Genomic DNA, 26,451 nt, shown 5'->3' with positions numbered 1-26,451 from the left:
TCACTTTGCATGACAGACACAAGTCGGGCTGCATGGCTCCTCTGAGGGCATCACAGGTAAAGGCCGTTTCTTGCTCATCTCATAACTTCCTATTCAGTCATATGAAAGAGCACAGCTGCGCCGCTGGCACTGTAATATGCCCTGTCTCTAATGATTCATATGGTGCTGGCTGTGCAGCACTGTCAAGTTCGTTAGGGGCTGTACGGCACTATCATGTTTGTTGGGGCTGTCGGCACTGTCAAGTTCGTAAGGGTCTGTATGGCACTGTAAAGTTCGGGGCATTCCTGGATGGGGAGTGGTGCTGGTGCTGCGTTGGGGCAGTTGCCGACTGTTTTGAGATAGTTGATGTGAGTCTGTGCTGTTTTCTGTGGGAAAGGGGCAATTTTCAGCATTAGTAAAAGTTATGCAACTTCTAATATGTTTGCTGTATTGACCTGTATTTACGCTGTTTGCTGTTTCCTTAGTTATTAAAATTAATTTACTAATTCATTGTATTAATTTAACGAAGGGCTGTTTACTTGGCGCTTTTGTGGGCCAGATCACAAAAGAATGGGTTACACGTAACAAATTTCTTGCTCATAAGCTCGTTGATTAAAAATTGCACAGATTTACGGAAAATTTTCACGTGCTGGCTGAAAGTTATATTTATGCCGTTCTGTGCAATTTCAGCAAAGTGATATTGATATCTCTTTGCATAAATTGCTCTTTACTGTGATGGACCCCTCAAAAATATGAGAGCAATTTTTGTCAAGTTGGTTTATTCTGTATCCATCAGTTACAGACCGTCACCTGAAAAACTAATCATTGAAATCAGGTCCCCGGATGGGGTGCAGCGAGTTCACACACAGCTCTTGCAGGCCTTAATCATCAGTCTGACGCTGATCTATTTCTTCCTGTATTAAGAACGTGGCTGCATTATGCGGCATTACTGAGCGATGGATCGCAGCGTTCTTAAGCAGGGGTGCACAGCTTTTAGGCTGCTCGCTGCCAATGAGTAAGAAAAGTTTACTTGTCTTTTCTTGCTCTGACTTCCGGCAGCAGGCACACTGCAAAATTGGAGATCTGACAGTGCCACGTTCACTTATGCTCGTACCAGCTGGCAAGGCCAATGGTTTATTCGTTATCTCACTTGGTCTGGCCAGGGCCCTCAAAGACAAGGGCGTTAAGGCTGAGGTATTCCGTCCTTTAGACGTCTGCATGAACTTCAAGGACCAGTGCCCCAAGAACTACTCCGTATCCCTCATGCAGGCCATTCAGCTGCTCTCCGGTGGCAAGCAGCAGGAACTGATTGAGACCATTTCTGCCAACTACCAGCGTCTTATTCAGGATACAGGTGCCGAGGTTGTGATCGTTGAGGGTGTAGTAACCACCATGTTCGATCAGCACACCATGAATGCCGCTATCCGTGAGGCTGTAGACGGTGATATCTGCATGGCTTCCATGGGCATGTGCCAGCGCGCAATGGCTCTGGTGCGCATTGCTCTGGGTGCTTTTGGCAAGGCTGCCGAACAGCGCTTTATCGGTGGCGTTCTATTTAACTATGACGCTCCATACGATGCAGCTGAGATAAAGAAGCTCGTTCTTTCCGGTCCTAAGGGCGCAGGCGGCATGGCTGGCTGCAAGAAGGAAGACGGTCAGGGCGGCGATGGTGGTGCCCACTGCACTCCATTTGCCATGATTCCATTTGAGCCTCAGAACTACGCTTTCCGCGCCCGTGATCTGGCCAGATTCATAGGTGGCGAAGTTTCCGGTGACTGCTCCACCCGTGCTTTCGGTCTGGCTTTCACTGCAGAGGAAGCTACTGAGAACGATGTACTGGTAACCTCAAGCGTACCAGCTTCTACCAGGGCTGCCGTAGTCGTACTGTGTGGCGGTGCTCAGGGATCTGCCGGCAAGGCCACCATTACTACCCCTCACTCAGTACTGGCTGTAACCGAGGCTCTGCTTGATGTCCCTCCAATGCTCCCGGCTGACGACAGCGAGCGTGCCGAGCGTGTGGCTGCCTTCAGCGCCGGTCTGTACGACAAGGCTCTGATTGACCACTTAACCCGCTAAGCGGGGCCGTGCAACGGACTTTTCACAGAATTTGATTTAGAATACTGGCCATGAGCCCGCTTAAGGACTCATGGCCAGTTTTTCTTTAGGACATCAATAACTATTTGATCTCAGTCAACTTCACATGACCATCAAAGATCTATAGTTAGTAACTGTTCATTTCAGGTGCTCAGCTTTCAGGCTGATTGCTCAGCTGACCAGGGAGCTGCTTCGGATGAGTACTTATCACTCCGGATTAAGTCAGCATCCTGCGACACCTGGCTGCCATAAATTAGTACCGCCCCCTTTCCCTGCTTCACAGCCGCATGGCACATCAGCATCATACGTTACAGTCGTCTGGCTGTATGTGCTTGAGTCCACTGGCTGCGCAAAGCAGCAGCGCCTCATGCTGCAACAGCTCATTGCTGTGGTCCATGGCTGGAGCTGTTCATTGCTGCGGCGGATCATTGCTGTGGTCATTGGCTTCAGCTGTTCATTGCTGCGGCGACTCATTGCTGTGGTCATTGGCTTCAGCTGTTCATTGCTGCAGCGGCGCATTGCTGTGGCCAACGGCCGCAGCTGTTCATTGATGCGGCGGATCATGGCTGTCCTTGCTGTCTTGTACAGATATGGTCAAGGGACATAAGGACAGGGTGCCTTATTAATTTATGTCTGCGGAGTGTCCGGTCATCACTGGCGGGCAGTAAGCACCACTAAACAATTGGAGATATAAAGTGTCACGTTCACTTATGCTTGTTCCTGCTGGTAAAGCAAATGGTTTATTCGTTGCCTCTTCAGGTCTGGTCAAGGCCCTGAATGATAAAGGTATCAAGGCTGTAGTCTTCCGTCCTTTAGACGCCTGCAAGAATGCAGCTAAGGACTGCTGCTCCAACTACTCCATTTCCAACTGCGAAGCCATCAAGTATCTGTCTCAGGGTCAGAAGAGCGAGCTGGTTGAGGCTGTTCTTGCCAACTACAACCGCTTATTAAAGGACTCCCAGGCTCAGGTAGTTGTTGTTGAGGGTACCGTCAGCGACAAGTTTGACCAGCACGCTTTCAACGCTGCTGTCTGCCACGCTCTGGACGCTGACATCTGCGTAGTTTCCATGGGCAAGTGCAAGAAGGCCATGTCCCTGGTTCACCTTGCTCTGGGTGCTTTTGGCAACGCCGGCAAGGAGCGCTTCATAGGCGGTCTGTTATTAAACCAGGATGCCCCACGTGATGCCAAGGGTCAGAAGAAGCTGGTTCTGGCCGGTCGTAAGGATGCTGAGGCTCCAGCTGCCTGCTGTGGCAGCAAGGCTGATGCCTGCTCCTCTCAGGGCGGTTCCGAGGGCGGTAACTGCGGCTGCACCCCATTTGCTGTCATTCCTTATGACTGCAACAACTACGCTTTCCGCGCCAAGGATCTGGCCGGCTTCATCGATGGCACCCTCGCCGGCGATGAGAATGTACGCGCCTGCAATGTAGTATTCGACGCTGAGGCTGCCGAAGAGCACGACATGCTGGTAACCAATAAGGTTCCAGCCTCCACCAAGGCCGGCATCGTTGTATTATGCGACGGCGCTCAGGGCTCTGCCGGTAAGGCCACTATCTGCACCACCTCCAGTGTATGGGCTGTAGTAGAGACCTTCCTGACCCTGCCTCCAATGTTATTAAAGGACGACCAGGAGCGCGCTGATCGTGCTGCCGCCTTTGCCGCCCCATTCTTCGACAAGGCCCTGATCGACTTCCTGTCTGCTCCTAACAACAAGGAGTTCCCATTATTAAGCCCTGCCGCTTTCCGTTACAAGTTAACCGAGCTGGCCCGTGCTGCCAACAAGCGCATTGCTCTGCCTGAGGGTGATGAGCCACGTACCGTATGCGCCGCTGCCCGTGTTGCTGCCTCCAGGATTGCTGTTCCAGTTCTGTACGGCAAGAAGGACGAGATCCTGGCTGTTGCCAAGGCTCAGGGCGTTTCCCTTGATGAGGGTGTTGAGTTCATCGATCCGGATCAGATCCGTGAGAACTACGTTGCACGTCTGGTTGAGCTGCGCAAGTCCAAGGGTCTGACCGAAGAAGATGCTCGCAAGCTTCTGCAGGACAATGTATTCCTGGCTACCATGATGCTCGAGAGCAATGAAGTTCACGGCCTGGTTTCCGGCGCTGTTCACACCACCGCCAACACCATCCGTCCAGCTCTGCAGGTAATCAAGACCGCTCCAGGCGCCTCCCTGGTATCTGCCATCTTCTTCATGCTGATGGAAGAGCAGGTTTACGTATTCGGTGACTGCGCTCTGAACCTCAATCCTAATGCCGATGAGCTTGCTCAGATCGCCATTCAGTCTGCTGACACCGCCCGCGCCTTTGGTATTGACCCACGCGTTGCCATGATCACCTACTCCACCGGTACTTCCGGCAAGGGTCCAGACGTTGATCTCGTAACCGAGGCTACCAAGAAGGCTCAGGAATTACGTCCAGATCTCGTTATCGACGGCCCACTCCAGTATGACGCCTCCGTAATGGCCGACGTTGCTGCTCAGAAGGCTCCAGGCTCCAAGGTTGCAGGCAAGGCCACCGTATTCATCTTCCCAAGCCTGTCCACCGGCAACACCGTTTACAAGGCTGTACAGCGCTCTGCCAACGTTGTGGCTATCGGCCCAATGTTACAGGGCTTACGCAAGCCAGTTAACGATCTGTCCCGTGGTGCTCTGGTTGATGACATCGTATACACCGTTGCTATCACCGCTATCCAGGCCGGTCAGCAGGATCAGCAGTAATAACTGCCTCAGGCAGCCGCTTTACGCCGCAGCCTGACAAGGGAAGCTTCCAGTGAGCTCCCCTTCATAAAGCCCCGACAGCCTTGCTGTACGGGGCTTTTTGTACCCGCCAATCCAGACCAGCATCCCTTTCCGATACTTTCCCTGTGGCCCGAGGCCCAGCCAGCCACTCCAGGCCGTGCCACGCGAGGCTTTGCTGCTCCACGCCCTGCCACACCATTCAGCTTCGCAGCCATGATGTCATTGCACGTCAGTCCCAATCCAAAGTTCCTACACAAGGCTCTGCCAGATGCCTGCGCCACACGTCTATCTGTCCCAGGGCATACAGCCTTTGTCTATCCCTCTGTTTATCAGTACAGTCCGTCCATTCATACATCCTTTACTGATGGCGGCCAGCACGTCATGCCCAGTCAAAGCTGCAGGCATGCATACCATGCTCAGCGCCTCTATCATTGCCCTTCATTTGAGTTTAGCCATCAGGCTTATTCCTGAGCTCATATTCAGGCCTTAAGAGCACTCTTTTCAGGCGCATTACAGCACGACTGACGATGCACCTGACGCAGCGCCTGACGCCCCGTCTGACCAGCTCCTGATGCCCTGTCTGATGCCCCGTCTGACCAGACCCAGAGCCCATGCCTGACGTTTTCTATGTCTTTTCACTACCTGACAGGCAAAATGATGCGTAATACAGGCTCAGATATTTGGAAGTACAAAGCTTTATCTGAACACAATACGGGAGGTTGAGCACAGAAAAAGTAATTAACAAAATGGAAAAAAATGTGGAAACCGCTATGCTGTCTGCAACCGGTACTAAATACAGCATCAGACCCACGAAAATTAACATTTTTCAGCATATAAATACCAACTGTCTCACACTTACATACAAGTGTTTTCGGGTATACTGATAGCATGACAGGGATTTTTTGCACAGTTATGGAGCACATAAAGGCCCCAAAAGTTAATATATGATCATTTTTTTACTGTGCTAAGACCCACAGGTCACACTCTTTAAAGATCTGTCTGTACTTTGATTATTCGCTTTATCTAAAATTTCTTCAGCTGCTGGACCTTAAATCCAATATTACCTGTGCACCCAATGGTCTTTCAGCGCATTGTAGTCGAACATCATGAGGTTAGTATGGCCGAAGTAAACGAAGTGCTACTGTGGCATAAGGAGCACTACCGGGTGATTGCAGAGGTGGAGGGCAAGTATTTTCTCTACCCTATGAATGGCAATGGCATCACTCTGAAAATACTGTCTGAAGCCGAAATGCGTACCGAAGAAGATAAGGGCCTTATCGTACACTCCGCTGATCCATACATTGATCTTGATTCTGAAGTGAAGAAAGCCGCACGTACCCGTGCCGGCAGCCGCAGCCTGGTCAAGATGAAAGCCAATTACACTCTGATCAAACCAATTATTGATCTTGGCCCTATGCTCTTAACCAATGAAAGAGAGCGTGCCCACCTGCTCTCAACCATGGCTCACAACGATCCAAGCCTGCGCCGCAAGCTTTCACGCCTGCTGTCCACTTACTGGAAGAAAGGTCAGAAGATATCAGCCCTGCTGCCTGATTATGGCAAGAACACTGCTCCGCGCAACTGCCGCATGAAGGTAGGCCCAAAGTTCTCCAAGAGCAATCTAAATCCACCACCACTTAACAATGAGATTCGCGAACTCTTCCACCGCTATGTGGTCGAGCAGATGCAGGGCCCGGTCAGCATGACCATGCGCCGCACTTATACCAACCTCATTGATGAGTATCTGCTCCATCACCCAGAGGACACAGTGGAAACAGCTCCAAGCTATAACCAGTTCCGCTATTACTACTATCGCTACGGACGTCACCTGCAACATCAGGCCGTCTGAGCGCCTGGCGCGTCAGTGCGCCTTACCCGCAGCCCTGCCATGCAGGGCTGTTTCATTTGCGCACAATCTCCCTGAGCACAGCTTAGCGCCGCACATGGCCCATCCATCGCCAGAACTCAGTCCAGATTATGGCCAGGATCAGCTCACGATTCAGTCCGACCATGGCCCATCCATCATGCAGCTGCCTGTCCCCATGAGCGTACCCTTACTGGAACAGCTCATCCAGATGCCAGGCACCTCCCGGCACACCCTGGCAGCACCATACGGTTAATGAGGGGCACTGAGCCTGTTTTCACCATGTAATCATCAGCGCACGCATCTATCCAGTCTGATATGAGGCAAGAGCAGACAACTGAGGTTGCAAAGAGGCTGGAAAAGTGAGTGTCGGCTGACAAAAATTGGTCATTTTCTTCTCATGGTGGTGCGCATATGTGAGCATAGTTGCAAATTAAGATCTCAGTTGTCTATTTTGCCCGCCCCTGACGGGATACAGCGCTTTTGTTCCGGAAAAGGGACTTATAATTAGTCATTCAATTTCCCTGGGACTACCATAGAGTCCTGAGCCTGCAGCCACCTTTAGCGTCTGTTTGCATCCCTTGAGCCCCACAAAGCCAGGCAATGAACACCCGGCCTGGATATTGAGCGGCTCCCCGCCGCCGGTCTTTGCAGTCCTGGGAGAAAAGACATAAGCTTTGAGCTGCGCCGGCCAGCGAGCTTCTGAGTTCAGAGTCGAAAGCTTTGTTTTGTGTGATGTGGTGTAAGAGACAGCCAAAGCCCTGTCTCTGATAAACCTGGACTATCCCTGCTCCGGCCTTTGAGTACAGTCCGGTGCATAATGCAGTGCTCGTTACCGATCAAGCATGTATAAGGGGTATGTAACAGTCAAACATTAACCTGATATCACAAGAAATACTTACGACAAACTCAGCTGCCCAAATGCGCCCGCGCAGAAATCAGTTCTGACCGGCTAAGCCCGGTCCGCTCTGCCCCAGGAAATGCTTTTAAAGCAGGAGCACCTGCAAAGCTGACTGGCCCCCAGTCTGTACATGACAGATATCCAGTAAATGCATATGGGAAAAACATCCGGGAAAACATCAGGGATGGACATCTCAGCAAATACATCCCAGAAAATAAGTCCCAGCAAAGACGTCCCAGGTCAGGCCTGAAGTTTTGTGTTCATACTGACATTGCAGGCAGTCTGCTCACAACCTGGGTACTGGCATAAGTCCATGCGGTCACGTCTGTGCTTTGATCTTAAGGCCCACTTATATGGCTGAACACCGGGCAGCTGTACTGGACAATCTGAAAAAAACTTTCGCTACCGGCTTTGCCGGTCTTATCAGCTTTCTTAATCTGTACAATAGACCATTCACGCTGAATGCGCCTTATGAGGGGGCAAGTATGCCCTCAGGCACAGTTTGAGTGCTTTTAAAGCAATGGCCGCTTGTACAGCCTGATACACAATAATATAAATTCGAATGCTGCCGCTGCCGGGTCTGTTCAGGAGTTAAGCCCCTGCAATATCAGGCATGCATAGAATCTGTTGTCAGCCCCGGCGCTGACACAATGAGGCTGCCCACGCTCTGGCAGCCACACAAGCAGAGACGGCATACGGCTCAGGTCTCTGCCTGCGGTGAGCGGGATATCTGAACAACGATTCTGTATGTACGGTGCCACCAGTCAACGGGCAAGTCTGTATAACGCGGACAGCCCGGTGACGGACTGCCCTCTATACGCAGGACATCCCTGTGACAGACAGCCCTGTACATACAGGACAGCCCTGTGACGGGATGCCCTGTATGTACAGGCCCCTGACAGTGCAGGACTCAATGGCTGATTGCCACAGATATCCCTGAATATAATGAAGCCGTGTACAGGACAGTCTCAAGTTAATGGTCTGTCAGATACCGGGAGGATTAATCATGCATGTAGTTATTGCTGGTGGTTCAGGTTACGTTGGAGGTCACCTGGCACAGAGTCTTATTGACCAGCATAATCAGGTAACCATTTTGACTCAGTCTGACATCTCTCAGGTTGCCTCCCGTCTGGAAAAGAAACACAAGATTTCCAGCAGCGCCTCAATCATCACTTATGACGAGTACAACGGTGAGGGTGATGTGCTGATTAACCTTGCAGGCGAGTCACTTGGCGCCAAGGCCATTACTACCCGCCGTCTGCCGGTACTGCTCAATTCACGTCTTGATGTTCTGGACCGCCTGTCCCAGCAGATGGTACTTCCTCCGGTATTCATCCAGGCAAGCGCTATTTCCCTGTACAACGAAAATACCGATGAAGTGCAGGATGAAAGCAGCCCATGCACAGGCAGCAGCGATATTTCCAATATTGCTCACAAGCTCGAAGAGCGTGCCCGCCAACTCAATGAGCAGTTTAACTTCAAGCGCTTCTACCTGGCCCGTCTGGGCATTGTGCTCTCCCGTGATGGCGGCTTTATCAAGAAGTCATCCATGACTCCTCCTTTTACCATCATTCATGGAACCAACAAGATTCCTTTCATTGAGGTTCATGATGCCGTCAATGCCCTGCAGTTCCTTTGTCAGAAGGAAATCCCATCAGGTCCGGTAAACCTGACCTCACCAAAGCCGGCTACCCTCAAGGAGCTGCTGCACTGCTGCTACAAGCACTCACGTCTGCCGCAGATTCCTATCATCACAGGTCTGCTCAAGCTCGGTGACCGCCGTATTCAGATGCTCAAGGCCAATCAGACCATTATGCCGACAGTGCTGACCTCAAACGGCTTTGTATTCCATACCCAGGACATCAACAACGTCCAGTAGACCAGTCAAGGCAGGATAACCAGCACTGACCTCCAGTCAGCTACTACATCCATGGGACTGCATCGGCATCCCCTCAATGAAAAACAGCGCCTCAGGGCGCTGTTTTTCATTGCAGTCTAAATGTATGACCAAAGGCAGGAGAGGTCAGCAAGGCTGATTGCCCTGCCGCCCTATATGGCATGAATCACTGGCAAACTGAGTCTGGAGCCCGGCTCCAGACCTTGCAGAGCATGCATGTCACTGGGCAGAGCGTACATGTCAAAGGCAAGGGCATTCTATACCACAGTGGTACGGACGACCGGGCTCAGGGTCAGCGGCATACGAGGCCGCCGTCAGTCAGGAAGTGGGAGCCGGTAGAGAAGGTGGCGTCGTTGACAAGGAAGTACACCATTGTGGCAACCTCATCAGCAGTGCCGCAGCGGCCCATGGTAAAGAGCGCATCCTCTTCAGCCCAGGCCTGCTCCAGAGTGATACCGGCCTTATCAGCCCAGCGCCCCAGAGCTTTGTCAGCAAGCGGAGTTCTGATGGTTCCCGGACAGACAGCATTGACCCTGATATTGTCTTTGGCCAGATCTACAGCCAGAGAGCGGGTAATCTGTCCCAGAGCACCCTTGGTAAGGCCATAGGCAAAGTTATTGCCCTTGCCGATAAAGAACTGATCAGAGCAGTTGATAACCACGGATCCTGATCCGTTTTTCTGCAGATAAGGCACCAGCTCCTGTAAGGTCCAGACAGTGCCGTAGATATTGGTGTTGATCATCAGCTCCAGCTCAGCTGGGTCAATATTGAGCATGGTATTGGAGCGGTGAATACCGGCATTGGCAAAGACAGCATCGATATGGCCAAAATGCTGCGCTGTAGCCTCGGCCCAGCGGGCAATCTCCTCACGACAGGTGGTATTTACATGACTGAACATGACACGTGAGGAATCAAAACCAAGCTTATGGCACTCCTCGAGCAGAGATGATGCTTCCTCATCATTAATGTCACCAAAAGATACGTTATAATCCCTTTTAAGAAACATCAGCACGCAGGCGCGTCCTATGCCTGTAGAACCACCTGTGATTGCAATTACTCTGGACTTGTCCATAGCTGAACCTCTCTTAATGCCTGCGCGCTCATACCAGCGCCTCCAGTCCTCAACAGAGTCATCTCAATAAACTCATAAGAATCCTCTGTTACCACCTTATCAGACAGATACTTTACATAACTTTTATACATACACTATCTGCCCTGCCGTACCAGCAATCCATGACAACAGGACATGCCATCGAGCCTCGCCATGTCATCAGGTCATGCCATCGAGCCACGACATGTCATCAGGTCATGCCGTCGAGCCACGACATGTCATCAGGACATGCCGTCGAGCCACGCCATGTCATCAGGACATGCCATCGAGCCTCGCCATGTCATCAGGACATGCCATCGAGCCTCGCCATGTCATAATGGATGCACCTGGCAAGAGCTGAGAACCATACTCACAGTGCCAGTTACAGTCACAGGGCAAAAGACATAAGTGTATCTTAATTTGTCTGACTAAATTGCACCATATTCTGGCACATGTTGCAGCCCCTGCCATACTCTGACAGATAAATTGATGCCTTGTCCCCAGTCACTCCAGCTGTAATCCACTGCTCCATGCGGATGTTTGTCAGCTTTGCCACCTTACTTTCACTCTGCCGTATTTACAGCTGCCATAAGTTAGCTCATATGCCCCCTCATGACTATGTCCTGCAGAGCGGCCATGCAGGTAAGCCAGCATGGACATGGAGCTTCAGTATTGATAAGCCAGTACGTCATACAGTACGTTACACAGTGCTTACCTGCAGGTAAGCCTGAACAGCATACTGCTCTGCCCTGATAGTGGAGTTCCGTATCCCTGTGCAGCGGTCCGTCTGGCCTTGGCGCACTTAATGGGCAAGAAAAAGCAAGTTGCTCAGTTAAAGGCCACATGCTCCATATTGTGACTGTGAAAAAAAACATTCATGCATGACCAGCCTGTTTACGGCCCCTGGCATGATGCCAGGCCCTGATGTATCAATTGCATGGACAAATTGAATTGACTGATACTCAGTAAAGGAACAAAATGCATTTGCAACTGACCTGCTTACACTCGGGTCATGCCTTAACTGACAGCACTGACCAGAGCAGCTTTATCGCAACAGGCAGCCCTGCTCCTGTTCACACCCTTTAAGGACCTGAGCTCAACAATATGCACGAACATCACGGTTCAGCACTACAAGATAACAATACTGGAACAGTTATTAACCACTCTGACAGCCTGGATCATCTGCCAGAGCTGGCAGGCGAAAATGATGGCATTCACTCACAGGGCTACAGCGCCCAGGAGTGCATGGCCCGTGAATACTCCGGCCCGCCACTCCCATCCGACATTGCCACTGAAAACACCTGCCAGTCACTCCCGTCAGACACAGACACTGCCAACAGCGCAGGCAGCTTAGCTGCATCCTCCGACAGCCCGGCCAGCTGCAACAGCATGGGCAGCGGTCAGACTGATGCTGATGGCTATGGCAGCGACCACATTCCTGCAGGCAGCGGCTGGCTGAGCTCCGTTGCCGGATCATGGTATCCGGAGGCGCATCACTTCAATGAAAGTGATGATGCCTTTTATGCCCGCCGTGTCGGCCATGACAGCCCTGAAGAGCGCAGTCTTGCGCTCAAGGCACGCCTGCTTGCCACTCTGGGCTGGCGCATGGCCTCATCCGGAGCTGAAACCCGCCTTATTTCTCACAGCGTAAAGAAAATGGCCCATGATCTGGGCTGTACCAGCATAGACATGAGCCTCACGCGTAACGGCATTATTGTCAAACTGCGCAAAGGCCGTCTGGTCAGTGTTGAGTTCATGGAAATCAAGCACTTTGCCATCAACATGGACTCCGTGTCGCGCCTGAACACTGTCTGCCATGATGTTTCAAGCGGCCGTCTTACTGACCATGAGCGCATACTCCTTGCTATCAGAGCAGTGCGCCCAAGACATTACGACCACAATCTGCTTATTGTCCTTGAGGCTATAGCCGGTGCCTGCTTTGCCGGACTTAATGGTGGTAATACCGCTATCTGTCTGTCAGCTCTCATAGGAGGGCTGTTCCTGATGTACGCCCGCTTCAGCTTCATCAAAAAAGGCTTTTTCGAGTCCTTTACCTTTATGCTGGCAGCCTTTACCGGATCCCTAACCGCAGCACTGTGTGCTCAGTATATTTTCAATCTGGAGCACTCTCAGGTCATTCTGGCAGCCTCTGCTACCACCTTGCTGCTCGTACCCGGCTTCCCTCTGATAAACGGCTTTCTGGACATCTTCAAGGGCTATGTGCCCATTGGCATGACCCGCCTGTCCATTGCCATGGTGCTGGTAATCTCAGCTTCCATTGGTCTGGTAGCAACCCTGTACACCATGGACTTTATCACCAGCCTTATTCCCCCGCTTCCCCGCAGCTGACAGTCGTCCCGGGCAGCTGCCCTTGCACGCCCGCGCTCCGGGCATGCCGCCATTGCTTGCGCGCATGGCGCAGCTGCCGCTGTCTGCTGCCCCTGTCATGCAGCCATTGCAGGCTGCAATGCAACAATTATGAGGTCTTAAATGCATCTGCTGAGTGTAGATCAATGGATTAATGTTATTTATCAGAGTATTGGTGCCGGTGTGATTGGACCTGCTTTTGCCATGCTCTTTGCCGTACCGGCACGCTTTCTTGCTCTGATTGCGGCCGTTTCTGCTCTTACCAGAGGCATCCGTGCCTTTCTGGTCCTTTCAGGCATGGAAATAATTATAGCCACCTTCATTGCCTGTGCCATATGCTCACTTATCTTTATCTACTTTGGTCCACTGCTCAGAGTGCCGCGTCCGGTATTTACCGTACCTTGCATCATCTCCATGATTCCGGGACTTGATGCCTACAATTCGCTGCTCGCTCTGATTCACATCATAGAAAGCACTAACAGTGAGCTGCTCAATAACAACATAGCCATACTGTTCCGCAGCGGCATGAAGGCTCTGGGCATTGTCTTTGCCATTGCCGTGGGTCTGGCTGTTCCACCACTTTTCTTCTACAAATACCGCCACACCAAGCTCTAGCCCGGCCATCCGGTCCTCATGGGCCACAGGCCTCCTGGGCCACCGGGGACTGCAGCTGGCCCATGGCCTTGCCCAGGCCCGCTGCCGTCCAGTCGGCCGAGGCTGTGACTTAAGCGGTGGTTTAACGGCTCTCCAGATAAGGCAAAGCCCCGCATCCGTGTTTACGGAGCGGGGCTTTGTTGTGCCTGAGTGTACTTGGGCCACAAAACATATTGCAGTAAATTTATCGATTAATCCTTGGGATAAATCTTATAAGAACCATTCTGAATGGCTCCCCCTGAACAACACCATTTTTTTCCTGAAGACTGACAGTTATTTCAGCAAGTCGCCCATCTCCAAGATCGGCCTTCATAAAGACTCGGCAACCACCAATATCCTTACAAAATCCGTCCATATATACAGGCTCAAATTTAGTAACACCACCACATTCCTGGATAGTATTGTGAGCTATCTCATAATAACGATAAAAGTACTCTCGACCATTAGTTGTGTCATAAGGAACAAGAGGCTTCAATCCCTCTACATCTCCCTTTGCAACAAGTTCAAATATTTTTACTGCTGTATCAACATGACGCTTTATTTCTATTTCCGGCTGTGCCTTCTTACTGTCTGAATCACCACAACCACTCATAACAATGGCGAGAATTACAGCTGACGCAACTGCCAGCAATGTTTTTATTTTAGACATATTACTCTTCAACCTCGAAAAGAATCTTTTCAACCAGGATCTGCTTTTTTAATACGCCATTAATTAAACTTTATCAGTTAAGCATGTGTGCTGACGCATTGAAAACAGGATGCTGCAAAGAAAAACCAGTCTTTTGTTAGCATAATTACTTTCTATTAGCTTTCTGCTTTTTACTATAATCAGGATATGGCTCAAGAATACCGTCCTGATTTAGAAGATGCACCGAAAAAGTTCCGTGCGACTTTTTGGCAATCTTCAGTTGTTCCAGAGCAATTTTGACAGTGCAGTGATCACCGCTGTTAATACAAAAACCCCATATCTGAAGCGGACGCAGCCTGTCTACTCTTGATATTCTTTCCCCAAGTTTATTCTTTAATTCATCTATCTGCTCTTGAATAAGTTGCATAGACTCAGGCTCGCTAAGGTCCTTCCTTGCTGAGTAGTTAATGAGGTCACTTATTCCCTTAGCATCTCCTGCTAACTGGAGATTCATAATATGCAGTGCCATATCATAAGGGCTTTGACGATTTAATTGCTTCTGCTCAACAGCACTTGTCTGATCTTTATCAGAAGATGCCTCCTGAAGATCATTTGTATTTTCAGCTGCTATAGCATGGGCAGATATTAAAGCAAAAATAAAAACTATGGTATTAAACACAAGCTTAATTCCAGTCATAGTTTATGCCTCCTGAGATTTGATGATATTTGAATTATACCCGCCTGATACTTATTTTTCATAAGAATCATGATAATTACAATGATACGCATGTATAAGGATGCTTGCAGTATCTATGAGAAAGCCTGTGCTGTTAAATTTTTACCAAATATACAGTTCGACTTTGTGGGGATTGACTCGTATATACTGCCGGATCATTTTCTGTTATACAGGAATGGGCCAGCATTTTAAACATCATATTTATCGTGCCATATATACAGCACGACAAATATTACAAAATTACCAAATGTTCACTAAACGAACGCACATATACAGCTTTTTACTGCTTTGTGCCCTCATCTTTATCATCTGACTTGAGGAAAGGCAGGGGAACCTTTTCAAGCAGCTCTTCAAAGCGGTTTTTCAGGCGCTCGGTCCAGCTCTCTTCCTGAGCTCCGGCAATGATATTGTTCAGGCGCTCACAGATACGGTAGCAGACAGTGTTTTCAGTCTCGCTGTCACCCCAGTCTACAGTGGTGAGCATCTTTACAGCCTCGGTTACATGAGAGACAGTAAAGATGTGGAACTTGCCCTCGCGCACGGCCTTGATTACCGATGGACGCAGTACCAGCTGGTTGACGCAGGAGCTTGGGATGATCACACCCTGAGTTCCGGTAAAGCCATGCAGACGGCAGACGCGGTAGAAGCCCTCGATTTTCTCATTAACTCCACCTACAGCCTGTACATCGCCAAACTGATCCACAGCGCCGGTTACAGCCAGGTCCTGACGTACAGGAACGCCTGCCAGTACCGAGATCACGGCACAAAGGCCGGTCAGGCTGGCACTGTCGCCGTCTACTTCACTGTAGCTCTGCTCAAATACCAGACTTGCTGAAACCGGAAGTGGCTGCTCGGCGCCAAATTCCTTGGTCAGGAAGCCATTGATAATCATCATGGCCTTGGCATGAATCTGACCTGCCAGTTCAGCCTTGCGCTCGATGTCTATAACATCGCCCTCGCCACCGGCACGCAGGGTGGCCGTGATACGAACAGGCTCACCATATTCATAATTGGTACCCAGAGTCTCGATAACGGACAGACCGTTAATCTGACCTACTACAGCACCCTTAGTAGCTACCAGCAGCTGGCGGTCACGGTGCTCGCGCAGACTGGATTCGGCAAGGTAGTTATTTCGAAAATCATTGGCGCCCAGAGCCTTGAGCATGTGGCGGCGGCCAACATGAGGATTTCTCAGGCTTTCAGGGAGCACTGAGGCGTCATCACCGGTGGCTGTGTCCTCATCAGCAAGGCCAAGGGCTGAGGCATGAGCCTGCACAGCCATCTGAGCCTGCATGTCGAGATCAGCATTGACTACAGCACGGTTAAAGCGCTGCTGCCAGTCCTGCCATGCATAGCGGCTGGCCTCATAAATAAGGCCCTTTAAAGGCACTTCAGGCAGGCCTATGTAGCGACGATCACCGCTTAATCTGCAGCTGTAGGCAGCCAGTACCGCAAGAGCATCGCGGTCAAAAGGCAGCAGCAGACGGCCGTCACTGTCATTAGTCTGATACCAGCTGATAAGGCCGGCCAGAGTCTGCAGAGCCCCGATTACTGAGAACTCCAGCACAATGTCAGCATGAATGGCATTATCAAGCACAGGCCATAACATGCTCAGCTGAGCCACATCGGTGGCATTGCCTACCAGAATCAGCTTGAGCGCACTGTTCTGAGCAAGACAGGCCTCAACCATGCCCAGCCACTTTGGATGGTCAATAAGGTGGATGCAAGGCATGATGACGACATTGAGTCTGGTGCCCAGGGCATCCTTGCCACCTGTCTCCCCCTCAGAGCTGATTTGACCTGCCTGAGGAGCAGCCAGCTTGCCCAGCAGCTCACGTAAGGAGCGATGATCGCTGCGACTGTCGGAGCTACGGTCGTCACGTCCGGAGCGCAGCTCGCTGCGCTCGGTTCGGCCAGCTGCAGTGGCGCTGTCAGCCGAACCGCCGGCAGTTAAGATACCGTCGACGCTGTCATCGCCAAAAAGCTCAAATTTGGAAGGTGCATAAGCAACTGTTGGCTCAATGCCGGTAAGCTCACGCACCATATCAGAGGCCACAGCAAAAGGATCGACGCTGCTGCTGGCACACAGCACCAGCATGCGCTCACGGTTCAGGGCAAAAAGGCCCTTCATGGCATTACGCGCACGCAGCTGCAGTGAGGCAAAAGAGCGCGGACGAATCAGAGTGGACAGCTGCAGCTGACGCTTTTGCTCAGCTCCAGCTCCGTCACCTGTGCCGGCTTCAGGCACAGAGCCGGCTTCAGGCACAGATCCGCCTGCCGTGCTGGCTGCAGCCTCCCCGGTATCCTCATCATGAGCCTCTTCAAGCTCAGCATCATCAAGGACATCATAATCCTGCTCATCGTCAGCATCAGCGCTGTCTGCATCAGCATCAGTGCTGTCTGCTGCAGCGGCGGCCGGCGCGGCAGCTGTCGCAGCGGCTGGCGCAGCTCCGGCAGCGGTACGGCCAGACTGGTCGCACACAGAGCCGCTGAGCTCTACTGTGCCTGATACCTTTGAACTCTGTGCAGAGCTGCTGTCTGCCTTACCAGTGCACTGTACACCCTCGGGACAGACCAGATACTCAGGAAAAACAGGATAAAGATCACTGTGCTCAAGCATCATGACACCCTTGATGATCTCTGAAGTTGAGCCGTCCTTGTGTTTGAACTTAACTGTTTGCAAGAACAACCTCGTAAATTCCGTCTAACTGGCGGTAGCGCTCGGCCAGATCAAGACCATATCCGACGATAAAGCCCTCTTCGAGCTCAAAGGCATGGTAGGCAATGTCGATGTCTACAGCACGGCGCTCGTTCTTGTTAATACATACGGCGATTTTTACGCTGCGTGCGCCCAGATCATACATGTGGGCTACGATTTCCTTCATGGTCAGACCGGTATCGACCACGTCCTCAACAATCAGAACGTCACGTCCTTTCATGTCAAGCTCCACATCCTTGGTGAACTTTACGGTACCGCTGGTGGAGGTGCCGTCGCCATAGGAACTGGCACGAAGAGTGTCAATGCACATGTTCTCATTGTCGATAGCGCGGATAAGATCAGCAAAGAAAGGAATAGCTCCCTTGAGAATGCACACGGCGCACAGATTCCTGTCTTTGTAATCCTCGGTGATCTGTCTGCCCATGGCGGCGATACGTTCCTGAAGCATATCCCTGGTGAATAAAGGAATAAGTTCTTTGACTTGTGGTTCGCTCATACAAAATTTCCTCAGCTGGGAACGGAACTCTCTAACCATCCCCTTGACTTCACCTGGGCAAAAGATCCGATGAGAATACTGTTTTCGCCTGCTCTGCCCGCTCAGTCAGGGCATAAATAAATTGCGATATTATAGCCCCAAAGCCCTCTGCAAGTCACTTAAAATCGGCGTAACTACGCCCATGCCACGCCAATTTTCCCGGCCGGCAACACCCGGCCTCCCATCCCCTGCAAAGCCCCTGAACCACGCTCACTTAAAAACACGTAAATATCGAGCACCACAGCCGGCCAGGGCCATTGCGCTCGTCACTGCATCACCACCTTACCAGACAGATCAAGCTGCGCTCGGAGCTGTCTGTGACATTCCAGCCTGTACCGGCGTCGCCCAGCCGGGCACAGCCGGCCTGGGCCATCGCGCTCGTCTCTGCACCACCACCTTACCAGACAGAACAAGCTGCGCTCGGAGCTGTCTGTGACATTCCAGCCTGTCCCGGCGTCGCCCAGCCGGACACAGCCGGCCATGCAGCGCTTCCCTGGCATTGCCATGCCATGCCCGCGCACACCTGGCAATAACAGGCAATCCGTCCGCCAGGCAAAGCACGGGCATTTACAGGCTCTTAACAGGGCCTGCCCGGCTGTGCGCTGCATGGTTTGCCCGGGGCTGCCATGGCCAGATCGGGGTCGTCCCTGCCATGCATGACATTGAATTTATGAGCCGTGGCGGGAGAGTTCCCCAGAACTGCCGGGAAGTGGGTGGCAGACATTTTGTCCAGAAATTGATGTAAATAAATGGCGGCAAAAACTGCTTTGCCACTGCGGCAAAAAGGCAAGTTTTACCGTACAGGGGCATCAATCTGTTTACACTCATTTACAACTTTATTTACATCTGGATACAGAATGACTTTGCTTTTGTCCATACAGCTAAAGGTTTTTGCCACTTTACCAGTTACATGCATAGTTGCATCAATACAGATCTGGCACTGTGTGTGCTAAGTAGTCAACAGGCAGTATTTAGCTTTTGCTTACATACTTCAAGCTAACAAGCTTAATTGCGCAGTCTGATGCGCGGCAGATTACCTTAAACCCCAGGATGGCTCTGGTCATCCCACTCTGTCATAAGAAACAGGCTTCGTGATAACTGATTTTCTGTGTCCGTAGTCCAAGCCAGCCGCAGTGTATTCAGTCGTGGATACGCAGGTTGATACGGTCGCATCCACCTGAGCTTGAACTGTCATTACCTATTCATTTTTTCTTCAGCAGACTGCTTTTGAGCAAAATCTCAGGCTGCACTGCAGTGCCATATTAAGTCGCAGGCTCCGGCTTTCGTCCTTGATTCGTGCCCTGTAATGACTGACCTGACCTGCCTGAAGACAGGGGTCGGCTGGCCGTGGTTATGTTACCTGTACCATGGCAGGCACAGTATGTTCACAAAATGATTATGTAATCATAATGTGAATGTGCCAGAGTAAGACCGAACCCTGAGGTTATGAAAAATGAGGCTGATAACAGGCCAGGTGTAATTCCTGAGTATCGCAGCGGCTATGTGATGCACTTAATCTTCCCCATCTGCCAGAGAGCCATGGGCTCCTGTGCAGCACCTACATAACGGAGAAGTACTATGATCAACATGAATATTGGCGGTCAGTTAGTTTCCAACCAGGGCGGCGTCAAAGGCATGCAGCTCAACTTCAGGCTTAACCAGCCAGGCGCAGCTGGCATGCAGGACCCTCAGAGCCCGCTGCAGATGCGCGCTGCTCAGGCTGCAGCCCGCACCAGCCTTGATGCTGAGTTTGAGCTTATCCACGAAGAGAATGCCATGTCCAATGCCAATCTCTTAAGCAAGCTCTCCTACACAGTAGAGACCGGCTCTGAAAGCCAGGACTTTGCCAACTACATCCGCGCATTCTCCCTCGATGGCGAAGGCTTCCGCTCCCTGAATGACTACGACGTTGAAGGTATCGTTAACACTGTAGCTGCCCGCTACACTGCCTTAAGTGAGCAGATTTCCTCCGGCAAGTTCTCCGATGAGACCAAGGCCAAGATGCAGGAAGAGCTCGACCGTCAGTTAGAGGCCGGCTTAAAGGATCTCGGCGCTGACTTCGGTACTGCAGCTCAGGGTCTGTTTGATTCTCTGGGTATGAGTAACGGCGGCAAGGATGCCGGCAATGCCCTGGTAGAATTCGTAAAGCAGAAGAAGGATGAGTTCCTCAACTTCCTGAGCACCTCTGAGGGCAAGGAGTACTTAAAGCAGGCTCAGGCTGAAAGCCCTGATGTCAAGCTCAACTCCGATGACAACGCCCTTGCCAAGGTACTGCTCCGTCACGAGGCTCAGGTACGTCTTGACAAGAAGAAGACCGAGGAAGAGAACGCTCTGGCTGCTGCCAAAGAAGCTGAGAAAACCGGCAAGCTCCCTGAGAAGAAAGACATTGAAGAGGCCGACAAGAAGGGCAGCACCACCTTCTCCCTGGCTGATCTCAAGTCCCTGGGCAAGCTCCAGTCCGCCCTGTCCTCTTTTGTTAACGATGACACTTCCATCACCGAAGAGCAGCTGGGCTACCAGATGGGTCTGACCTACGTTAAGGCTCAGGAAGTTCTCAAGAACAACGGCGCTTCCAGTTACATGACCGAGCTCTTTGACAAGAACTTCGAGAACTTCGTTGACTCCAAGGTCAAGTCCTTCAATGAGGTCTTAAAGGCCAAGCAGGAAGAGGCCGAAGAGCTCTCCGGCTCCTCCGCAGAAGCCTACAAGGAGTTCAGCACGAAGAACGTAATGGACGCCTTTAACGCCACCCGTGGTGTTTACGATGCTACCGGCAATGCCTCCGATGCCGTGGTTAACGGCTTTGAGATCGTCAAGGAGAGCTTCCTTGCCAACCAGGCCAGCAACGCCAACACTATCCGTTACAAGAACGACAGCTTCTTCAGCAGCTTCTACAACGGCGATAAGGACAATCAGGCTTACGACATGGGTCTGTCCACATTCCGCCGCTACCACAACAATATCAACCGCGTGTAATACACTCAGCTGTTGATATGACCAGCCCCTGACCTGCCCGGCAGGACAGGGAGCTGCCCCAGGGCTCCCCGGGAACATATGAAATTTCATATGACCTCAGGGAGCCCTGTTCATTTCTGCACGGCCCGGCGCAATACCGTCGCCCCGGCACTGGCCTCCAGGCTCAGGCATAATCCCTGATGCCTGAGCCTTAGAGATGGCCCGTGCCGGACCGGTGGCAGCCCGGCGCAATACCAGTGGCTTAAGGGCACGTACCCGGGCAGTCCTGGCGCCGGGACCGCACCTGCGCTCAGTGCCCAGATGAAATGTTTTTGCTGTGTCCAGGTCTGTGCTAATCATCATGACTCATTATGTAGTCATCATTAACGCCCCTGACATCAGCTCAGGGCTCACCCCAGCCTTAAGACCAGGCCTTAAATTCCTTAAGTTCAGGAAAAGCGATAACGCCACCAGCAGCGCGCCCTGGCGCGGCTGCTGCCTGCGGCGCAGCCTGAGCATGCAGCGCCCATGGCCGCGCCATGGTGCTGCATGCCCGGTGTCTGCCTTCACATGCTCATACTGCCGGCAGTATCAGTAACTGCCGCTTACATGTGCCCGGACACAGCAAGGGCACACATAGATTTCCGTCCCCTTGATATCAGGGGTAAAGTTAACTATCTTGCAGCTGTTAGTATCATTTTTGGGAGAGATCATGATCAAGTCAAACAAGAGTTCCCGTCTGTCTTCTCTTAGCAAAGCTGTTACCACCGCTCTGGCCGGTGCAGTTTTAAGTGCCGGCATGCTGGCCTTCCCTGCCGGCGCTGCTGACAAGGCACCTGAGATCAAAGAGATCGAGCGTATTGCTTTTGAGTACCGCGAGGAGGCTCCAAAATTTATGGCTGAATATGACTCAATGGACAAGGTCAATGCCTTCAACAAGTCGGCTGCTGACACCATGAAGTTTACCGACATCAAGCCAAAGCTCATCAAGGTCAAGAGCGAGCTTGACGGCACTGAAATTGAGGTCGCCCTGTATGAGCCTCAGTTCTGTGAGAAGTCCACTGCCACCTGCCCTGTTTACAAGGAAGGTGAGCGCAAGGGCATCCGCCGTGCCGACCGTCCTCTCATTCTCTTCAGCCACGGTGGCGGCTATCTGTTCCGCACTGCCTACTATGAGGCTGCCCACATGCAGATGATTGCCAACACCACTCAGTCTCTGGTTGCCGTACCACGCTACCGTCTGAGCTCTGAAAAGCCATTCCCTGCAGCTCTGGTTGACAGCTACAGCGCTCTTGATTACCTGTATAACAACGCAGCCGAATACAGGATTGATCAGGACCACATCTTCTTATGGGGTGAAAGCGCCGGTGGTAACCTGGCTGCCGGTCTTGCTCTGTACAACCGCGATCATTACGACTTCCCAATTGCCGCTCAGATTCTCTTTGCCCCTATGCTTGACTACCGTACCGGCACCGACAAGAGCCCTTACAAGTCAACTGTAGCCGGTGAGGTTACCTGGACTGCAAAGAGCAATGCCTTTGCCTGGAGCCAGTATGGCAATCCTGAGGAAGTTTCCAGGATGGGTCCGGATCCACGTAAGAAGATGATCTCAAAGACCGATTACATGGGCTATTTCTCCCCTGTAATGGCTCAGGACAAGAGCCGTCTGCCTGCAACCTACATCTTTGTCGGTGACATTGACCTCTTTGCTCAGGAATCAGTAAGCTACGCCAACGATCTGCTCAACGCCAATGTTCCTGTTGATCTCAACGTATCTGAGGGTCTGTTCCACTGGTTCGACCGTGCCAGCGCCGATGCTGAGCGTACCAGCGAGTACTATGACTCCATCTTCAGTTACTTTAAACGTCACCTCAACTACTAATCATGTCTGGCCTGCCACGGGCACAGCCATGACAGGGACGGCCTGCTCATCATGATCTGGCCCTCCTGAAAAGCACAAAGAGGTCTGTCCCTCATGCAGGGACAGACCTCTTTTGTTTGCGCCGCGCCTGCGGCGCGCGGCTGCCGCCAGGCCCAGTGCCAGCCAGTCTGGCCATGGCAGCGCATACGAAAAGGCCCTGCACTGGGCAGGGCCTGGTAATTACTTGAAGAGGCGGTTGTTGATGCGGTATCTCTCGTAATCAAAGAGAACCTTGGCGGCCTCTGCAATGGCAGTTTCGCCGTAAATCTGGGTACGGTTGAGCGGGCCCTTGATGTTGCGGGCTGAAATAGCCATAACCACACGCTGACCACGGTACTCAATCAGGGCCAGATCCTGAACAACAGGACGCTGCTGGCGGGTGTCAAGATAACCTGATGAACCGGCCTGAGAGTAGATCAGGGTGCTGTTGATAATTTCCTGCTTTTCTGAATCCAGAGACTCACGGACGCCCTTTTGAATGAGGTTTCGGGTGTACTGATTGGACTGCAGCATGTCGTATACAGTCTGACGGGCCTGAGGGTTGACACTCTTGTCCTGGGTAAATGCAGCCATCATACGGGCGCTCTGATATAAAGGAGCGGTATTGCTGTCAGTAAGAATTGGACTTAAAACCTGGTCAACCTCAGTTACCTTGTATTTTATGTCCTTGACACCCTGAGTCTGGGCAAAAACCTCCAGGGTCTTGAGCGAGCCCAGATAATCAACGAGTACGCTGAAAGCATTAGGATCGTTTAAGGACAGAGCATAATGCAGCAGCTCACCAATACTGGACTGTACGGCATTGCCATCGTTAACACCGGCGCCTACAGACAGAGGGCTGGTGTTTACCTTCAGGGACTTGGCGTTGGCACGGGCTTCGGCACGGGCCTGCTCGGTATTACCACTTTTGAGCTGCTTGGCGGCACTGGCAAGGGCGGCCTTACGCTTGGCCTTGTCACGGCGTGCTGCAAGGCTGTTAGGGTCACCGGCAAAGCCACCGTCAAGGCCATTGAGACGGCTGTTATACAGAGACTCAACGAAAGGAGAAGGCACGTCACGGTTGAGACGGTTGAAGTTAAAGGTAATTGGCTGTGAAGTATCCTCACCGCGCACACTCATCAGAGCTGCAGTGGCATAGGCCAGCTGGAAGTTACTGAAACCAAGAAGAGGATATGGACTGTTGTCCTTGAGGGCCACGAGGCCATGCTGGTCAAACATGGCAAAGCCCAGCTCACCGCCCAGTTCCTTTTCAATACGGGCAATCTTGTCGTGAATCCACTCAATATCTCTTACTGAGGAGACGAAGAATACGTCCTTTTCCTTAGGCATGCGGCGGTAGTCAGCCTCATGAGGGGCAAAATCGCCAAAAGGAAGATATGCAGGATCCTCATCGAGCTTGCGTGAGCGCTCGAGATCGTAGCGGGCCAGACGGTTTTCCTCATCGTTAAGACGACGACGGTGCTCGGCTTCGGCACGGGCCTGACGCTGCTCGGCCTTTACCTTTTCAGGAATATTAACCTTGCCGGTAAGCGGATCGTAGTATGGGGAAGCAAGCGGATCCTCTTTTTCCACCATAGAGCTTTCTGGCTCGGTATTGATTACCGGATTCTGGTAGTGACCGTTGCCATGGCCAATGTATTTCTTGTTGGCAGCGTAATTAACAGCCAGATTTGGGGCAGGAACATTGATAGCACCGGTCTGAATAACCAGATTGATACGGTTTTCAGCCTCACTTTGCTCTGAGTAGAACCAGTTGTGCTTGTGCTTGATACGCTGGATAAATTCTTCTGTGCCCTGACCAAGACCAGGAACGGCTGAGGCGGCAGCTACAGCTGCAGCTACAGCAGAGGTACCCTGATTCACATACTGGGCACCATAGCCTGGACCTGCGTCCTGATTCTGGCGGGCCTGGGCAGCACGCTGCTGAGCCTGAGCGGCGGCGGCACGCTGCTGGGCCTGAGCCTGCAGGGCGGCACGCTGCTGTGCCTGGGCAGCTGCGGCGCGTTGCTGAGCCTGAGCCTGCTGCTGGGCAATGGCCTGCTGTTGAGCCATGCGCAGCTGCTGGACCTGCTCAGCAGTCAGCTGCTGAGGCTGCCCCTGCTGGGCACGGGCCTGCTGGGCAGCCATGGCCTGTTGCTGAGCCTGCTGCTGTGCAAGGGCCTGCTGCTGTGCAAGGGCCTGCTGCTGTGCAAGGGCCTGCTGCTGAGCCATACGCAGCTGCTGGGCCTGCTCGGCTGTCATCTGCTGAGGCTGACCTTGCTGGGCCATTGCCTGCTGGCGGGCCAGAGCCTGCTGCTGGGCTGAGTTCATGTACTGACCGTACTGTGCAGCCGGCTGAGCATAGCTGCGCTGCTGACCTTGCTGACCTGCCTGAACCACAGGCTGACCGGCACGGGCTGCCTGAGCGGCCTGCAGGGCGGCGGCTGGAGCCTGCTGGACATAATTAATCGGGGCCTGGCCCTGGCTGTTGTCAGCATCGCCCGGGGCTGCCTGAGCAGCTGCGCTCACACAGACAGCAGGCATGGCAAGAGCCAGCATGCAGGCACGGGACAGTCTGCTGAGCACTGGACGCTCAGCAATGTGCTTTGCATGGATATGACTGGTCTTTGAATGACTGCCTTTATCTAAGCCCTGCATGGTGTTCTCCTATTTTGTTACAACAGCTAAATTATCAAAATTGCGGTCAGCACAGGCTGCACTCAATCAGGCCGGCCTTGTGACCATGTCCAGCAGCCAGCTGCAGACTGCAGACTGCAGACTGGCCGCCAGGGGAGGCCCCGATGAGCGGCCCTGACGGGCAAAGCCAGGGGCTGCCCGGTGAGCGGCCCTGACTGGCACAGCCCGGGGCGTCAGGTGTGAGTGTATTCTGCTTTGAGGTACAGCACTCTTATGCTGTACTGTAATCAGGCATGGGCTGTGTGAGCCAGCTCTGTCAGTGTTGGTATTTTAACGCCCTGACGGGCCTGCGCATTAACGTGGAAACGATATTTTTCTGATGCATGCCGCCTTTCGGGGCAAAAATCACAGTTATGCAGAAAAAAAAAGCTGACCTGCGTTGCATCCTGAATGCGCAAAAAATCAGTCAGGCCATCCTGTGCGAACGTCCTTAAACTGATAAGCAGTGATGACAGCAACTTAAGGCGCGGGCCATTGCACTGTATACCATGGGCCCAGCGTACCTGATACGGAGCATCGAAATCCTGAGGAGCAGGACTTCAGACTTGCGTGCTGAGGGCACAGCTCGGACAGTGCCAGATTCCAGACACAATGATGCCATAGCAGTGTTAAGAGCAAGGTATGTGCCTGATTTGCAGGCTTGAGAGGGGAATTTGCAGGAGGGATGGGACAGCCTCTCAGGCTCGATGGAACGTCC

Annotated in this window: 15 protein-coding genes; 9 read left to right on the top strand and 6 right to left on the bottom strand. The window is 52.2% G+C overall.

What is annotated here, in order from left to right:
• The first annotated feature begins 1,068 nt into the window (after positions 1-1,068).
• The 5 genes from MXE41_RS03025 to MXE41_RS03005 all read left to right on the top strand — a co-directional run bounded on the left by MXE41_RS03025 (position 1,069) and on the right by MXE41_RS03005 (position 9,455).
• On the top strand, positions 1,069-2,055 hold the full coding sequence (locus tag MXE41_RS03025; RefSeq protein ID WP_247099317.1) for an AAA family ATPase: 987 nt from the start codon (positions 1,069-1,071) through the stop codon (positions 2,053-2,055).
• Between the two features lie 214 nt (positions 2,056-2,269).
• Positions 2,270-2,680: a hypothetical protein gene (locus MXE41_RS03020; RefSeq protein ID WP_247099316.1), complete on the top strand. Its 411-nt coding sequence runs from the start codon at positions 2,270-2,272 to the stop codon at positions 2,678-2,680.
• 88 nt (positions 2,681-2,768) lie between these two features.
• Entirely contained in the window at positions 2,769-4,790 is a 2,022-nt protein-coding gene (gene pta, locus MXE41_RS03015; protein ID WP_247099315.1) for a phosphate acetyltransferase, read from the top strand.
• A gap of 1,138 nt (positions 4,791-5,928) precedes the next feature.
• The gene (locus MXE41_RS03010) at positions 5,929-6,660 is read left to right on the top strand and encodes a hypothetical protein (RefSeq protein ID WP_247099314.1); all 732 of its coding nucleotides are present in this window, start codon (positions 5,929-5,931) and stop codon (positions 6,658-6,660) included.
• Positions 6,661-8,582: 1,922 nt separating this feature from the next.
• Positions 8,583-9,455, top strand: coding sequence for an NAD-dependent epimerase/dehydratase family protein (locus tag MXE41_RS03005; protein ID WP_247099313.1), 873 nt, complete (start codon positions 8,583-8,585; stop codon positions 9,453-9,455).
• Between the two features lie 310 nt (positions 9,456-9,765).
• On the opposite strand, the gene MXE41_RS03000 is transcribed toward MXE41_RS03005, so the two are convergent.
• Entirely contained in the window at positions 9,766-10,545 is a 780-nt protein-coding gene (locus MXE41_RS03000) for an SDR family oxidoreductase (RefSeq protein WP_246978906.1), read from the bottom strand.
• A gap of 1,122 nt (positions 10,546-11,667) precedes the next feature.
• On the opposite strand from MXE41_RS03000, the gene MXE41_RS02995 reads away from it, so the two are divergent.
• Together MXE41_RS02995 and MXE41_RS02990 are read left to right on the top strand one after the other, a co-directional pair.
• Complete coding sequence (locus MXE41_RS02995) at positions 11,668-12,912, top strand: threonine/serine exporter family protein (protein ID WP_247099312.1); 1,245 nt, start codon at positions 11,668-11,670, stop codon at positions 12,910-12,912.
• A gap of 141 nt (positions 12,913-13,053) precedes the next feature.
• Entirely contained in the window at positions 13,054-13,545 is a 492-nt protein-coding gene (locus tag MXE41_RS02990; RefSeq protein ID WP_246978543.1) for a threonine/serine exporter family protein, read from the top strand.
• 223 nt (positions 13,546-13,768) lie between these two features.
• Here the strand turns inward: MXE41_RS02990 and MXE41_RS02985 are convergent, their stop codons facing one another.
• From MXE41_RS02985 to hpt, 4 genes are all read right to left on the bottom strand, one after another.
• The gene (locus MXE41_RS02985; protein WP_247099311.1) at positions 13,769-14,233 is read right to left on the bottom strand and encodes a hypothetical protein; all 465 of its coding nucleotides are present in this window, start codon (positions 14,231-14,233) and stop codon (positions 13,769-13,771) included.
• 145 nt (positions 14,234-14,378) lie between these two features.
• The gene (locus MXE41_RS02980) at positions 14,379-14,909 is read right to left on the bottom strand and encodes a hypothetical protein (protein WP_247099310.1); all 531 of its coding nucleotides are present in this window, start codon (positions 14,907-14,909) and stop codon (positions 14,379-14,381) included.
• 319 nt (positions 14,910-15,228) lie between these two features.
• On the bottom strand, positions 15,229-17,631 hold the full coding sequence (locus tag MXE41_RS02975; protein WP_247099309.1) for a S16 family serine protease: 2,403 nt from the start codon (positions 17,629-17,631) through the stop codon (positions 15,229-15,231).
• Entirely contained in the window at positions 17,618-18,163 is a 546-nt protein-coding gene (gene hpt, locus MXE41_RS02970) for a hypoxanthine phosphoribosyltransferase (RefSeq protein WP_246978539.1), read from the bottom strand. Before hpt ends, MXE41_RS02975 begins: the two co-directional genes overlap by 14 nt.
• A 1,617-nt stretch (positions 18,164-19,780) precedes the next feature.
• Here hpt and MXE41_RS02965 point away from each other — a divergent pair.
• Together MXE41_RS02965 and MXE41_RS02960 are read left to right on the top strand one after the other, a co-directional pair.
• On the top strand, positions 19,781-21,178 hold the full coding sequence (locus MXE41_RS02965) for a hypothetical protein (RefSeq protein WP_247099308.1): 1,398 nt from the start codon (positions 19,781-19,783) through the stop codon (positions 21,176-21,178).
• A gap of 691 nt (positions 21,179-21,869) precedes the next feature.
• Positions 21,870-23,039 (top strand): alpha/beta hydrolase, encoded by a 1,170-nt coding sequence (locus tag MXE41_RS02960; RefSeq protein WP_246978535.1) that lies wholly within the window; start codon positions 21,870-21,872, stop codon positions 23,037-23,039.
• A 219-nt stretch (positions 23,040-23,258) separates the two neighbouring features.
• On the opposite strand, the gene MXE41_RS02955 is transcribed toward MXE41_RS02960, so the two are convergent.
• Positions 23,259-25,715, bottom strand: coding sequence for a class A beta-lactamase-related serine hydrolase (locus tag MXE41_RS02955; protein WP_247099307.1), 2,457 nt, complete (start codon positions 25,713-25,715; stop codon positions 23,259-23,261).
• Positions 25,716-26,451 lie beyond the last annotated feature (736 nt).

Origin of the sequence: Anaerobiospirillum sp. NML120449 (genome assembly GCF_023051105.1) — a bacterium.
GTDB lineage: Bacteria > Pseudomonadota > Gammaproteobacteria > Enterobacterales > Succinivibrionaceae > Anaerobiospirillum.
This window is presented reverse-complemented; position numbering and strand designations above follow the sequence as displayed.